At 69.9% G+C, this 14,643-nt stretch carries 11 protein-coding genes; 4 read left to right on the top strand and 7 right to left on the bottom strand.

The features are described 5' to 3' along the window. Positions 1 to 778: 778 nt before the first annotated feature. Positions 779 to 2,119 carry an acyltransferase family protein gene (locus tag AS181_RS24595; protein ID WP_082652943.1) on the bottom strand — a complete coding sequence of 447 codons (1,341 nt, stop codon included), beginning with the start codon at positions 2,117 to 2,119 and terminating at the stop codon, positions 779 to 781. Between the two features lie 44 nt (positions 2,120 to 2,163). Here AS181_RS24595 and AS181_RS14255 point away from each other — a divergent pair, with 44 nt between their 5' ends. Further along, the gene (locus AS181_RS14255) at positions 2,164 to 3,345 is read left to right on the top strand and encodes a DUF3068 domain-containing protein (protein WP_058252313.1); all 1,182 of its coding nucleotides are present in this window, start codon (positions 2,164 to 2,166) and stop codon (positions 3,343 to 3,345) included. A gap of 13 nt (positions 3,346 to 3,358) precedes the next feature. Here AS181_RS14255 and AS181_RS14260 read toward each other — a convergent pair whose 3' ends face one another. Next, the gene (locus AS181_RS14260) at positions 3,359 to 3,829 is read right to left on the bottom strand and encodes an SRPBCC family protein (RefSeq protein ID WP_058252228.1); all 471 of its coding nucleotides are present in this window, start codon (positions 3,827 to 3,829) and stop codon (positions 3,359 to 3,361) included. A gap of 75 nt (positions 3,830 to 3,904) precedes the next feature. Then, entirely contained in the window at positions 3,905 to 5,086 is a 1,182-nt protein-coding gene (locus AS181_RS14265; RefSeq protein WP_058252229.1) for a polysaccharide biosynthesis protein, read from the bottom strand. Positions 5,087 to 5,248: 162 nt separating this feature from the next. Here AS181_RS14265 and AS181_RS14270 point away from each other — a divergent pair, with 162 nt between their 5' ends. Both AS181_RS14270 and AS181_RS14275 read left to right on the top strand, forming a co-directional pair. Continuing rightward, positions 5,249 to 6,187 carry an HpcH/HpaI aldolase/citrate lyase family protein gene (locus AS181_RS14270; protein ID WP_058252230.1) on the top strand — a complete coding sequence of 313 codons (939 nt, stop codon included), beginning with the start codon at positions 5,249 to 5,251 and terminating at the stop codon, positions 6,185 to 6,187. Between the two features lie 13 nt (positions 6,188 to 6,200). Beyond that, a complete protein-coding gene (locus AS181_RS14275) occupies positions 6,201 to 8,087 on the top strand; it encodes a hypothetical protein (protein WP_058252231.1) in 1,887 nt (628 codons plus the stop codon). Here AS181_RS14275 and AS181_RS14280 read toward each other — a convergent pair. Beyond that, positions 8,044 to 9,204, bottom strand: a complete 1,161-nt coding sequence (locus AS181_RS14280) for a glycosyltransferase family 4 protein (protein WP_058252232.1) — start codon at positions 9,202 to 9,204, stop codon at positions 8,044 to 8,046. The two genes, AS181_RS14275 and AS181_RS14280, sit on opposite strands and share 44 nt — an antisense overlap. A 103-nt stretch (positions 9,205 to 9,307) precedes the next feature. Here AS181_RS14280 and AS181_RS14285 point away from each other — a divergent pair, with 103 nt between their 5' ends. Then, positions 9,308 to 10,075 (top strand): class I SAM-dependent methyltransferase, encoded by a 768-nt coding sequence (locus AS181_RS14285; RefSeq protein ID WP_058252233.1) that lies wholly within the window; start codon positions 9,308 to 9,310, stop codon positions 10,073 to 10,075. A 105-nt stretch (positions 10,076 to 10,180) separates the two neighbouring features. Here AS181_RS14285 and AS181_RS14290 read toward each other — a convergent pair whose 3' ends face one another. From AS181_RS14290 to AS181_RS14300, 3 genes are read right to left on the bottom strand one after another with little or no spacing between them, the layout of a single operon-like run. Continuing rightward, a complete protein-coding gene (locus AS181_RS14290; RefSeq protein ID WP_058252234.1) occupies positions 10,181 to 11,002 on the bottom strand; it encodes a hypothetical protein in 822 nt (273 codons plus the stop codon). A gap of 55 nt (positions 11,003 to 11,057) precedes the next feature. Then, positions 11,058 to 13,604 (bottom strand): ABC transporter permease, encoded by a 2,547-nt coding sequence (locus tag AS181_RS14295; protein ID WP_058252314.1) that lies wholly within the window; start codon positions 13,602 to 13,604, stop codon positions 11,058 to 11,060. A gap of 21 nt (positions 13,605 to 13,625) precedes the next feature. Continuing rightward, positions 13,626 to 14,441, bottom strand: a complete 816-nt coding sequence (locus tag AS181_RS14300; protein ID WP_058252235.1) for an ABC transporter ATP-binding protein — start codon at positions 14,439 to 14,441, stop codon at positions 13,626 to 13,628. Positions 14,442 to 14,643: the final 202 nt, after the last annotated feature.

Genomic DNA, 14,643 nt, shown 5'->3' on the forward strand with positions numbered 1-14,643 from the left:
TCGGCCTGACCGCTGCCGGACAGGTCGTCCGAATGTCGGTGCGCGCCAGTGTGTCCGACCTCCGCAGCGGGCAGCCGGTGATCGGCCGCCCCTGCGACGGCGGCCGGCTCGCACTCCCCGCGGGCCAGCAGGAGGTGTCGGTCAACCCCGGCGACGCCTTCACCGTCGACGCCCTCTCGCTGGTCAACGGTGATCCGGTGTCGGCGCCGGCCTCGGTGGCTCCCCAGGTGACGGAATGGTCGGAGGTGCGGCGTGCGGTGACCGTCGAGCGCGGACCGCAGCGACTGCTGGTCGTGCCCGAGAGCACCAACCCCGGATGGCAAGCGAAGATCGACGGGACGCGGCTTGCGCCGGTCGTCGTCGACGGCTGGCAACAGGGCTGGGTGGTGCCCGCCGGTGCGGCCGGGACCGTCGAACTCACCTTCCGGTTCGATTCGCTGTACCGATGGGCCCTGGCGATCGGTCTCGCACTGATGGCGGTGCTCCTCACCGCCGCGTGGTGGCCGTCGGGGCGTCGAACCCGATCCGGTGATCCGGTCGTCGTCCCGGCCGGACGCGGCACGGTGCTCGTTGCCGGCGCCACCGTGCTCGCCGCCGCATGGCTGGTGACCGGCTGGTGGGGACTCGCCGCCGCCGTCCTGGTCGGCGCCTTCGCCGCCGCGGTACCGCAGAAGGTCGGGGTCACAGCGACATTCGTCGCGATGACGACCGCGACGATCGGTCTGGCTGCAGGACCGTGGCATGCCTCCGGCGGATACCACGGGTCACAGTGGTGGGTTCAGCTACCGGCGCTCGTGGCGGTGTCGATGACGGCGTGGCTGGTGTTCTTCTCCGCTGTCGACGACGGTCCGTCGTCCGACGAGAGCGGCGAGGACGACGTGGACGACGTGGACGACGCGTCGGGCGGGACCTGGCGCACACGATTACGACGACGACTCTCCCGAGTGCGCAACCAGTTCCGGGTCGGCTCCTCGATGAAGGCGTAACTGGCCGCGGCGACGCCGATCGACAGGCCGAGGGTGATCACCAGCACCAACAGGGTGTTGCCGCTGAACGGAACGATGCCGAACAGCGGGAAAACCACCGCGAGGATCGCGACGTGCCAGATGAAGATCCCGTACGACCATCTGCCGAGAGCCAGCATCACCCGTGAGGTGAGGATGCGGAACGGTCCGTCGTTGCACACCAGCGGAGCAAGCAGCGCATAACCGCAGAGCGCGCCGAGCACCATCTTGGTGGCGAACTCGATCTCGGTGACGTCGCCGAGACCCGTCGGACCGGCGAGCCTGGTGCACGCCAGTGCGTAGGCGACGACGAGGACGCCGAACATCAGTGGGCGGTTGGCACTGACGCGGATGACACGCGCCATCCAGCGTCCCGGGCGGGACGCTCCGGCGGCCGAGTCGAGGACCCCGGCGATCTCGGCCAGGACCAGCCCCGCGACGAACCACGGGAGGTGACCGAACACCCAGTTCTTGGTCTCCACACCGTCGGCCACGGGCAACGAGGTGCCGACCCACGCCCAGCCCAGGCTCAGCGCGGCCAGGACCACCAGCGTCGGGATTCGTGCGCCGAGGCGACCTGCACGCAGCCGCAGCAGCGCGAAACCAATGAGTGGCAGCAGGGCATAGAACGCGATCTCGACCGAGAGGCTCCACATCTGGGTCAGACCGGCGGTCAGTGTCAGCGGCACGAAAACCTGCGTGAGCGTGAGGTTCGCCAGCCAGACCTGCGCATCCGCTCCCTGCGCCTCGGGGAGCAGCAGGATCACCAGCGTCACCACGACCACGTAGGCCGGCCAGATCCGGACGACGCGATGGCGGAAGTACCGCGGCACCGACGGATGACCGGTCCCGCGATGCGCGGCGTCGACCCACGGTCGCCAGAGCAGAAAGCCGGAGAGCGCGAAGAACAGCGCGACCGCGAGGTCGAGGCGACCGAGGACCGGTCCCAGCACGGGGATCTCGACCGCGCGGGTCTGGAAGGCCACGTGCGTGACCAGGACCCCGATCGCGGCGATGGCCCGCATGCCCTCGAGCTGCGGATAGAACCGCCGGGCGGAACCCGTTGCGGGCTCGGCGGTGGCGGGGCTGGTGGGGCCGGGGTCGGTGCTGGTCATGCTGCTGACAGGGTAGCCGGGAGGCGTTGCGTACCCTCGCCACCATGTCCTCGCCGTCCTCGTCGCACCCGGAGCCCCATCGCTGGTCGACGGCGGACCTCGCGGGACCGACCCTGATCTTCGTCGGCGCGTTCCTGCTCGCGGTGACGATCGCGCTGCCCACCCTGCTCGTCGGCGGGTTCCGCACGATCCCGCTGAGCACCGACTTCACCACCGTCGCCACGGCCGACGACGCGACGATCTTCGACCGGTGCTCGCTGGAGACACGGACGGCCCGTACCGTCGGCGCCGACCTCGTCCGGCAGCAGCGCGTCGTGGCGGTGCAGCCGTCCGACGAACACCGGGTGACGCTGCAGGCCGGCACGTCGATCCAGGCCGAGGAGCTGCGCATCGACGATCGCGAGGTCGACCCCGGTGATCCGCGCCCCGGTGTCGATGCCGATGACCCGGCACAACCGTGCAACGAGGCGACCGTCAACGCCATCAAGGATCGGGTCACGCTGGACCGGAAGAACGCGCTGCCCCGACTCGCCGCCCGCGGGGCGTCGGAAATCCAGTACGACAGCGGTCAGGCCGCGGTGCTCGTCCCGGACCGTCGCGGCGTCACCTATCTGCTGCCCTTCGACACGGCGGCCGCCGACCGCGAGTTCTTCGACCCGATCACCCGCACCACCGTGCCGTTGGTCCACGACGGTGACACCGAGGTGCAAGGTCGCGACGTCGCACGGTTCCGCGCCGAGGTCCCGGACACCGACCTCGCCCGCGAAGCGCTGGGTCGACCGGTCGGCACGAACGTCTCGATCACGCGGCCGGCGTCGTGGTTCGGGTTCGGCGACTCGAGCCGGCCGTTGACCGCGAGCCTCCATCACCGGAGTTCGTGGGATCTCGCCGTCGACACCCGGACCGGCACCATTGTCGACGCCACGATCACCGTCGACGAGGCGTACCGCTTCCCCGACGGCATCCCCGGCGTCCCGGCCGACTTCGAATTGCCGCATCTGCGCGCGACTTTCGGCTACGACGACGACACACAGGCCCGGATGACGGACCTGGCGGACGGTCTCGCGTCCCCGATCCTGATCTGGGGCCGGCTCGTACCGATCGGCACCGCGGTCCTGGGCCTGGTGGCACTGGTGGCCGGATTGATACTGATCAACCCGGCCTGGCTACCCGCCCGGTTCCGGCGACGGAGTGGCGCGGAAACCGTTGGCGGGCAACCGGAGTGACCAGGGTTCGGTGTCAGGAGGCCGACTCGGCGGCGAGCCTGCCGAGGGTGTCGTTCAGCTGGTGCTCGGTGACGAGCGGGAACTTGACCTTCTCGAGCAACTTCTTGTCGGTGACCTTCGACCAGTCGTAGGTGTGGCGCACCAGCGTCTCGTTCGGACCCTGGGACTCCAACTCCCACAGCCATTCCCACCCGGGCGGCTCGGTGCCGGCGGGGGCGGTCTGCCATGCCAGCAGCTTGTCCTTGGCGTAACCGGTGACATGGTTGTCGGTCTTGTAGTCGCCGCCCATGTGGTCGCCCGACATGTTCATCGTGAACACGTCACCGACCTGCTGGATGCGATCGGCGTGGTCCACGCCGCGGATGAAACCCGAACCGTCGAGCGCCTGATGCCGTTCGGGATTGGAGAGGACGTCGAACACCGCGTCGACGGGCGCCTCGATCGTGCGTTGGACAGTGACCTGTGTGCTCTCGTTGTCGCTCATGACACAACACTGCCGAAACTTCGGGCACTCGGCAACGTCCGGAGTCCCGCTGCCCCCAAGTGCGAGCGAGGCGACTCAGCGCGCGACCGCCCACGTCCCCAGCGCGGCGATCGTGACGGCCACCGCGGCGGTGCCCGCGACCCCTACCACCGAGCCGGTGAGGGTGACGATGACCAGCACCTCGGCGCCCACGACCAGCCAGGTGCCGAGCGCCACGCGCGTCCGGTCGCGCGCGATCGCCGACAGCAAGACGACCTGCAGGACGGCGAGCGCGGCGCCGATGTAGGCGAAGAGCCACAGGATCGGCACCAAGGCGTCGTAGCCGTCCCCGAAGACGAACGGGACGACCGGGCCGGCCGCGCCCGCCAGCACGGTCAGGACGACCCCGATCCCGGCGACCACCGTCACCGCCTGACGCAACGAGGCCGACGACCGTGCGGGGTCGGCAAGGCGCGGATAGAAGACGACGCCGATCGCCTGCGGGAGCCAGAAGGCCACCTTCGTCGCGATCGCGCCGAGGGCGTACACCCCGACCTCCTCGGCGTCGAGGACCCGGGGCGAGAGCAGCAGGTCGATCGACGACGCGACGATCAACACCAACTGGACCTGCGACGCGCGGACCACGCTGAGCACCCCGGCGGCTCCCGACGGCCGACCCGGCCTTCCGGCCCGTGACATCGACCAGACCACGAGCCAGACGACGGCCGCCGACGCGGCGGCACCCAGCGTCCCGGCCAGCAGCCCACCGGCCGGTCCGGCTCCGGCGGCGAACGCCCCGATGATCGGGATCGATCGTGCGACTCCGACGACGGCCAGCACCCAGGACAGGGCCCGGAACTCGCCGCGCCCCTGCAGAATGCCCTGACCGGCGGCGATGAGCGCCAGCAGGGGCGCCGAGGCGAGTGCCGCGGCCGTCGTCGCGACGTCGGTGCGCAACAGCAGCGCGACCAGCGGGGTGGCGACGACGGTGAGTACGACGACCCAGCACGTCGTCACCACACCCAGCGCGCGGAGCCGTCCCTCGTCACCGCCGAGCACGACCTCCCGGGCGATCACGTTCTGCAGCGCCATCGCCGGCACACCCAGCACGAGCATCGCCGACAGCAGCACCGCGAACTCGCCGTATTCGCTGACGTCGAGGAAATGCGCACTCGCGACGAGGTGCACCACGTACATGCAGACGTTGGCCACCATCGACCCGATCGCCACCGACCCGACGGCGCCGACCGTGCCCGTCGTCCGGCGCGTCTGCTGCATGGACCAAGTGTGCCGACTACGCCGCCGCGGTCTCGCGCGGGGCGGGTACGAGGTACGCGTGCCGGGTTTTGCACGGGCAGTCGGGCATAGGCAACGATGGGAAGGCTGTTGCCGAACGCGGGTCCCCCCGATCGCGCGTGTCCACCGGACCGAGAGACCGTGATGTACGACGACAACCCCACCTACGACGCCGAGTCGACCGACATCGGTTCGCGCATCGACCCGGTGCTGGCCCGGAGCTGGCTGCTGGTCAACGGCTCCCACTACGCCAAGTTCGAGCCGGCCTCGCGTTCGCGCGCCGACATCGTCGTGCTGGACATCGAGGACGCGGTGGCTCCCAAGGACAAGGTCTCCGCGCGCGACAACGTCGTCCGTTGGCTCGGGCCGAAGGACGGCACCGCCGGCCCCGGCGCCGGAGACTGGGTTCGCGTGAACGGATTCGGCACACCGTGGTGGGCCGATGATCTCGAGGCGCTGTCGCAGACCGCCGTCGGCGGGGTGATGCTGGCGATGGTCGAGTCCGTCGACCACGTCACCGAGACCGCCAAGCGACTGCCCGGCCTGCCGATCGTCGCGCTCGTGGAGACCGCACGCGGGCTGGAACGCATCAGCGAGATCGCGGCCACCAAGGGCACGTTCCGTCTCGCGTTCGGTATCGGGGATTTCCGCCGCGACACCGGCTTCGGCGAGAACCCACAGACCCTGGCCTATGCCCGTTCGCGTTTCACGATCGCCGCGAAGGCCGCCCACCTGCCCAGCGCCATCGACGGCCCGACGGTCGGTTCCAGCGCGCTCAAGCTCAGTGAGGCGACCGCGGTCAGTGCCGAGTTCGGCATGACCGGCAAGATCTGCCTCACCCCGGGCCAGTGCGCGCAGGTCAACGAGGGACTGTCCCCCTCTCAGGACGAGATCACCTGGGCGCGCGAGTTCTTCGCCGAGTTCGAGCGCGACGGCGGCGAGATCCGCAACGGCTCCGACCTGCCGCGGATCGCGCGGGCGACCAAGATCCTGGATCTGGCCCGGTCGTACGGCATCACCGAGTCCGACTACGACGACGACCCGGTGCACGCCCCCGCACCCTCGGACACCCACCACTTCTGATCGGCTCGCCGCGGTGACCCCCCGACGACTGCTGCCGGTTCTGTACGGCACCGGTGTCGCTGCGGCCGCGGCGATCCTGGCACCGCTGCTGCCCGGCCTGATCGGGGCCGGCGACCGGTACCTGCTGTACCGCGATGCGGTGTCCACGCCGCGCACCCATGTCACGGACACCACGCTCGGGATCGGTGACCTGCCGCCTCGCGCCGTGCCGCAGGACTGGTTCCTCGCGATGGTGAGCACCGTCGTCGACGGCGGGATCGTCGTGCTGGCGGTCCTCGCCGCGGCCCTGGTCTGCGCAGGCGTCGGGTACGGACGTTTGGCAGCGCGCCTGGTCCCGGGCGGCGGGCGCACCGGCGCCGCGGCGGCAACGCTCGTCTCGGTGTGGAATCCGTTTGTCGCCGAACGTCTTCTCCAGGGCCACTGGAGCCTGCTGGCGGGTTATGCGGCACTGGGGTGGATTCTCGTCGCGATTCTGGATCTGCGTGGGCGCCCCCCGCTGGTTGAGCCGGCACCGAGCGAAGCCGCCGGGTCGAGTAAGCGACGAAGGAGCGCATCGAGATCGAGGAGCCGAGTCCCCCCGCTGGTTGAGCCGGCACCGAGCGAAGCGAGGAGCCGAGTCGAAGCCACCCGGCGACCGGACGCTCGAGCGGACACCGTCCGAATTCTGCAGTTGGGCGGGCTGTTCGCCGTCGCGGGATTGACACCTACCGGTTCCGTCCTGGCCGGAGTCGTGCTGGCGACGGCGCTCGTGGCCCGTCCGATCGCTCTGCGACCCACGATGGCCGTCGTTGCGCTCTGGCTCCTCAGCACCGTGCCCTGGTTGCTGACGTCGGTGATCTCCGACGCCCCGACCACGTCCGCGGCCGCCGGGGTGGAGGCATTCGGCCTGCGGTCCGAGCCGTGGCTCGGCCCCGTGGGTACGGCCCTGTCGCTGGGCGGGATCTGGAACGCCGACGCGGTGCCGGCGAGTCGGAGCATCGGGTGGGCCGCGGTGGCCACCCTCGGCCTGCTCCTCGTCGTCGCGGTCGGCGCCGGTCACCTGTGGCGTCGTCGTACGGAGTCGGACCCGCTGGTGCGCGCCATCGCCATGCTCGCGGCGGTGACCGCGATCGCGTTGATGCTGAGCACTTTCGGACCGGTCCGCACCGGCCTGGGGTTCGTCGTCGAGCACGTCGGTGGCGGCGGGCTCCTGCGCGATACGCAGAAGTTCGCCGCACTTCTCGTCCCGGCGGTCGCGGTGTGTGTGGCCGCGGCCGTGGCAGCGGCGAGGCGCCGGGTCCCGTCTGGTTTCGCGTTCGCCGCGGTCGCACTGCTCGCGGTCGCGCCGCTCCCCGACCTGGCGTGGGGGGTCGGCGGTGCGGTGCGCGCGATCGACTATCCCGACGAATGGCGGCAGGTCGCCGAGATCGTGCCGCCGGACCGGGGTTCGGTCGCCCTGTGGCCTCCCGGCACGGTGCGTGAGTACCCCTTCGCGCGCGATCCGTCGCTCGATCCCGCCGCACGGATGCTGCGGGCGCCGGTCGTCGAATCCGGTGAACTCCGGGTGGACGGCGAGGTGATCGACCCGGCCGGGGAGCATGCCGCAGCGGTGACGCGGGTGCTGGAGTCCGGCGGCTCTCCGGTAGCGCTCGCCGAGCTCGGCGTCGGGTGGGTGCTGGTCCAGAACGGTTCTCCGCCTGGCGAACTCGCGGCCGCCGGACGGCTTGTGTTCGACGGGTCGGATCTGAGGCTGTATCAGGTGGGCGACGCGGCAGATCGCTCCGCCGACGCCACCGACCGTGCGATCGCCATCGGTGCGCACCTCGTATGGGCCGCGCTGCTCATCACCGGCCTCGTCGGTCTCGGCGTCGGTGTGATCAGCGGCGCGCGTCGGACAGCACGGCGTCGAACGTCGCCATGAACCCGTCGCAGGTCGCCGACCACGAGTAGCGGCTGGCCGTGGTCTGCGCGTTGCGGCCGAGTCGAAGCGCCTCGTCCGGGTTGTCGATGAGTTTCCTTGTTGCGCTGGCCAGTTCGTCGACACCGTCGACGAGGAGCCCGGTACGCCCGTCGTCGATGGAGTCGGCGAGTCCGGCGGCACTGCGGTAACCGATCGTCGGGACACCGTGCTGGGCGGCTTCGACGACCGCGAGGCCCCATCCCTCCTTGCGCGACGGCATGAGGTGGACCCGGGCTAGGGCGAGCAGTTCGTGCTTGCGGCGCTCGTCGACGTGGCCGTGGAAGGTGACCGCGTCGGTCACCGCGAGTTCGGCTGCTGCACGGTGCAATTCGTCCGACCACCAGCCACCGCCGATGACATCGAGACGGGCGTCGACACCGTCGCGACGCAGCCGGGCGAGTACGGTCAACGCGTCCTCGACCTGCTTGTGGGGCACCAGCCGCGACAGTACGCAGAGTCGTACCGGCACACCGGGAGTCGACGCCCCGGTGCGCGCGGGCGCCTCGATACCGTGAGGTACCGGATCGATCCCGTTGCGCACGACCGCGATCCGCCCGGCATCGACCCCCAGCGCGGCGAGTTCGGACTTCGACGGCGTCGAGACCGTGACGTATCGGTTGCGCCGATGGACGCGCGGCGAGACCCGCGACTCGAGGAACCACCCGATGTGGCCGAGCAGACGGCCGGCGACCGGCCACTGCTCGCGATGACAGTGATGGACGAGGACGACCGTCGGAGCCGGTGAGACGAGCGACGAGAAGAACGGGACACCGTTCTGGGTGTCCACGACGACGTCGGGGCGGCACCCCGACAGCGGGCCGAACCCGAGCCGGCCCGCGACGATGGTTGCGAGCATGAGCGGATACACGCTGATCCGACCGCCGGCGCGGAAAAACCGCATGCCGTCCCGGTGCTCGTGGCGCAGCGACCCCGGGTACGCGGACGTGAGGAAGGTGACGTTCGCGCCGCGTCGAGCCAGTTCGGCGCCCACCCGTTCCAGGTAGGTCTCGCTGCCGCCGCCCTGAGGGTGGCGGGTGTCCCGCCAGCACAGGAGCAGGATGTTCGACGGTGTGCGCATGTTGTCCGTCAGCCTACCGACCAGGCCATGAGCGCCGGAATCCGCCGCGCGACCGCCCGGCGAGGAACCTGTCGCCGAGACACCCCACTAGAGTGACCCGACGATGACGACTTCACTTCCCGGCGGCGCGCGGATGGCCCGGCTCGCCACCCTGCGACGCGCCGCGGGACTGCTGAACGACTTCCGTTACGAACAATCCGATCCCGCGCGCTTCTACGGCGCGCTCGCCGGCGACACCGCTGACATGGTCGAGGCGTTCGTCCCCGACATGGGCGGATCTGTGGTCCTCGACGTGGGCGGCGGTCCCGGATACTTCGCCGACGCCTTCCGGGACCGCGGCGCGCACTACGTCTCCGTCGAACCCGATCCCACCGAGATGCACGCCGGTGGGCTCGAGCATCGCGGATCGGTCCGCGGCTCCGGCCAGGCCCTGCCCTTCGCCGACGGATGCGTCGACGTCTGCCTGTCGTCGAACGTCGTCGAGCACACACCGACGCCGTGGGAGATGGCCGACGAGATGCTGCGGGTGACGCGTCCCGGCGGCGTCGTCATCATCAGCTACACACTGTGGTGGGGACCGTTCGGTGGTCACGAGATGGGCCTGACGCACTATCTCGGCGGCCATCGGGCGGCCCGGCTGTACACCCGACGCCACGGTCATCCACCCAAGAACCTGTACGGCACATCGCTGTTCGCGGTCTCCGCCGCCGACGGGGTGCGCTGGGCCCGATCGGCGACCGGTGCCGGGCGCGCCGACCTCGTCGCGGCATTCCCCCGCTACATCCCGCGCTGGATGTGGTGGGTCATGCGCGTGCCGGTGCTCCGGGACGTCCTCGGCACCAACCTCGTGCTCGTCCTGCGTCGACGCTGACGTGCTCAGAGTCCGGTGGCGTCTGGCTGAGGCCACTGCTGGTTGAGCCGGGACTGAACCAAGCGAAGCCCCGAGTCGAAGCCACCTCCGCACCCAGCGGCTGAACTACTCGGCGGCGAGGTCCGCGGTGCAGTTGAGGGTGCCGCCCTGACTGGTCGCGGCGGCCAGCTGTTCACCGTCGGCGAGGATGGCGCACGACACCGGTCCGCGGATCACGATGGCCGACATACTCGCGCGGGTTCCCTCGAGCTGCACCCGCTGGGACCACGGCGAGCCGATCGCCGGGATCACCGTCGGCGATCCCTGGCCGCGGGTGAACGTCAGCGCGACGACGTCCCCGTTGCCGGTCAGCTGGTAGGTGATGGTTCCGGAGCGCTGAGTCGTCGTCGTGGTCGACGTCGTCTCCTCGGTGGTCGGGGTGCTCGACGACGTCGTCTCGCTCGTCGTCGCCGGATCACTCGATTCGGTGGTCGACGATGACGCCGCGCTGGTGGAGTCGTTGTCGCCGGAGCGGGTGACCAGCACGACGACGAGACCCAGGACCACGAGTGCGATCAGGGCGACCAGCGCCAGCCCGATGGTCCGGCCCTTCGACCCGGAACCGCGGGGCGGTTCACCACCGGCCGGCGCGTCGTAGGGCGAGGCACCGTAGGGCGACCCGCCGGTGTACTGGGGGTCGCCATACTGGGGTTCGGTGTAGTGACCCGGATACGGCTGTCCCGGCTGATGCGGTTCGGTGTACGGACCCGGATAGGGCTGACCGGCCTGGTGCGGTTCCGTGTAGGGACCCGGATACGGCTGCCCGGGCTGCTGCTCGGTGTAGGCCTGCGACGGCGGTGCCGACGGGTCGAAGTCCGGATCGAACTGACGGGTCTCCGGCGGATCGTTCCGCGGATCGTTGGGATCGCCCTCTGGTGGTCGGGTCATGCGGACGATTCTGTCATCCCGGACCGATCCCCGACCCGACCACCACGAACCTGCGTCAGATGTCGGCGATCGCCTCGAGCGGTCCGGTGCGCGCCGCGCGGACGGCCGGCCACAACGCGGCCAGCACCCCTACCACCGCGGACGCGATCAGCGTGATCGCGATGAGCGACCACGGGATCACCGGCGCGCCCAGGCCCCACTCGGCGAGCGTGCGGACCAACGCGACGCCGATGACGGTCCCGAGGAGCACACCCAGCACTGCGCCGAAGATCGAGATCAGCACCGATTCGAGGTAGATCGAGCGGCGCACCTGGGCTCGGATCATGCCGATCGCCCGCAACATCCCGATCTCGCGTTTGCGTTCGACCACCGACAGCGCGAGCGTGTTGATGATGCCGAGGACGGCGATCAGCAGTGCCAGCCCGAGCATCGCGTACAGCGTGCCGAGCATCTGATCGATCTGCGACGAGATCTGGCCCTTGAACTGATCCCGGTCCTGGATCTGCACCGTCAGGTAGTCCGACGTCGCATTCTCCAGATCGGTGCGCAGGGTCTCGAGGTCGGTGCCCGGCGCGGCGTTCACGAAGAGCGTGACATTGACCCGCGCGAAGGGCGGGACCAGCTTCTCGTAGACGTCCGGACCCACGACCCACGGTTGCAGCGCCTCGTTGTCCGCGTAGACGCCGGCGATCGGGACCTGGACCTGCTCGCCCGTCGCGGAGGTGAACGTGACCACGTCGCCACGCTGCCAGCCGTTCGCCTTTCCGGTCCGCTCGCTGATCAGCATCCCGTCAGCGGGCAGATCCGACGACGCGCCGTCCTGCATGTCCATCACGGTCACGCTGTTCAGCGGACCGCCGAGCGCCGAGAACCCGGTCTCCGACTTGTCCTCGACCTTGGCCTGGACGATGCCGAACGACACCACCTCGGCGACGCCGGGCACACCGTCGATCGCCCCGGTCACCGCGGGCGGCAGCGGCGACTGGTTGGTTCCGGCCACGATGTAGTCGGCCGTGATGCCGGCGTCGACGGCGTCGTCGACCGTGCCCTTGAACGACTGTCCGAGGGTGCCGATGATCGCGACCAGCATCAGCCCGAGGGTGAGCGCGAACGCCGTCGCGGCCGAACGCCGCGGGTTGCGGACCGCGTTGGTCCGGGCGAGGCGCCCGATCATGCCGAAGGGCGCACCGATGACCCGGCCGAGCACGCTGACGAACGGACGCGCGATCGCCGGGCCGATGAGGACGGCCGACAGGACCGCGCCCGCGGCGCCGGCACCCACCGTGATCGCGGGGCCCGCACCTTCACCCATTGCGCCGACCACGATCGCGGCGATCGACGCGACACCGATGACCGCGCCGATGATCGTGCGGTTGCGCAACGAGGCCGACCCCTCGGCGGCCGATGCGCGCATGGCCTCCACGGGCGGCACCCGGGCGGCTCGCGCCGCCGGCACCCATGCGCTGACCATCGTCACCACGACGCCGACCAGGATGCCGGCGAGGATGGCATCCGGACCGATCGCCAGCTCACCGTCCGGCAGGCCCGACGTCGCACTGGTGATGGCCTTCAAGGCGGCCGCCAGCCCGATGCCGATGGCGAGACCGAGCGCTCCGCCGAGGACACCGACGACGAAGGCCTCGAACAGCACCGAGCGCGAGACCTGGCGCTGGCTCGCGCCGACCGCCCGGAGCAGCGCGAACTCCCGATTCCGTTGCGCGACGATCATCGAGAAGGTGTTGTAGATGATGAACGTGCCGACGACCAGACCGATCGCGGCGAACGCCAGCAGGATGTACTGGAAGATCTGCAGGAACTCGTTGACCTGCGCCTTCTGGTCCTCGCGGACCTGGTCACCGGTGCGGACGTCGTAGAGATCGGCGTCGGCGCCGAGTGCGGAGATGATCCGTTCCTGCAACTGTTCCGGGGTGACCCCGGCGACGGCCGACATGTCGACGACGCCGACGTGCTCACCGTCGGTGAACAGGCGGGCCGACGTCGCGGCGTCGAACTGGGCGTTCACGTAACCACCCGTCGAGCTGGGCGCGTCGACGAGGCCGACGACGGTGACCTCGAGCGGCTCCGAGTTGCCCTGCCCGACGACGATCTTCGTCTTCGACCCGACCTTCAGCCCCGCGGCCTCGGCCGCCGAGGTGTTCAAGACGATCTCGCCGGCGTTCTCGGGCCCGCGTCCACCCGGCGGGATCCGCGACTCGTCCGGGTCGAGCGCCTCCGCCGGCGGGATGTAGGTGCTGCCCACGCTCGGGGCGCCACCGGTCTGGATGGCCTTGCCGTCGGAGTCGGCGACCGTGACCAGGCCATTGTTGTTGACGACGAGTTTGTCGATGCCGAACTGGGCACGCTGGTCGCGGAGCTGGTCCACGATCGTGTTCGGCACACCCGGCGACTGCCGGTCGGCCGGGGTCACCTCGACCGCGACACCCTGCGCCGCACTGTCGAAGATGTCATTGAAGGCCTTCGAGATGGACCCGGTGAAGACGATGGACCCGGCCACGAACGAGGTGCCGAGGACGATCGAGAAGAGGGTGAGGAACAGCCGGAGCTTGTGGGCGCGCAGGTTCCGTAGCGAGACCCGGCGCATCACCGTGGAGGACGCCACGGCTCAGAGCGCTTCGGCGGTGTCGGGCGCAGGCACGTTGTCGAGGTTCTTCATGACCTCGAAGACGTCGTCGGCCGACGGCCGGGACAGCTCCTGCACGATCTGGCCGTCGGCCAGGAACACCACTCGATCGGCGTACGACGCCGCGCGCGGATCGTGGGTCACGATGACGACGGTCTGCTTGAACTCGTCGGTCGCCGCCCGCAGGATCGACAGCACCTCGCCCGAGGAGCGGGAGTCCAGGTTGCCCGTCGGCTCGTCGCCGAAGATGATCGACGGCTTGCCGATCAGCGCACGAGCACAGGCCACGCGCTGCTGCTGACCACCGGACAGTTCGCTCGGCAGATGACCGAGCCGGTCGGTGATCCCGAGTCGGGCCACCACGGCGTCGAACCATTCGGTGTCGACGGTGCGGCCGGCGATGTCGACCGGCAGTGTGATGTTCTCCTTGGCCGTCAGCGTCGGCACGAGGTTGAACGCCTGGAACACGAAACCGATGCGGTCGCGACGCAGCATCGTCATCGCCTTGTCCGACAACGCCGTCAGGTCGGTGTCGCCGATGAACACCTTGCCGTCGCTCGCGACGTCGAGACCGGCGAGGCAGTGCATCAGCGTGGACTTACCCGACCCCGACGGCCCCATGATGGCGGTGAACTCGCCCTCCCGGAACGAGATGGAGACGCTCTTCAGGGCCTCGACGGCGGTGTCGCCGACGCCGTACCGCTTGGAAAGGTTGTCTGCCCCGGCAGCAACCGCGTGCTTCGGCGTCCCAAAATCATCGCCACCGTCGTCTCGAGCGGCCACATCAGTCGTCGTCATGCCCTCAACGGTGCCAAATCCTGCGCCGGTTGGCCATCAGGTAACACCCTGACCCCACCCTGACGGCAGTGACGTGGGGCACTGCTGACCCTTCGAGACGTGTCCTCCGCAAGCTCCGGACACTCCTCAGGGAGCGACGGCTTCGTGTCCTCCGCAAGCTCCGGACACTCCTCAGGGAGCGTCTCCACCTGCTCCCTGAGAA

The organism is Gordonia sp. SGD-V-85, from assembly GCF_001456905.1.
Lineage (GTDB): Bacteria > Actinomycetota > Actinomycetes > Mycobacteriales > Mycobacteriaceae > Gordonia > Gordonia hongkongensis.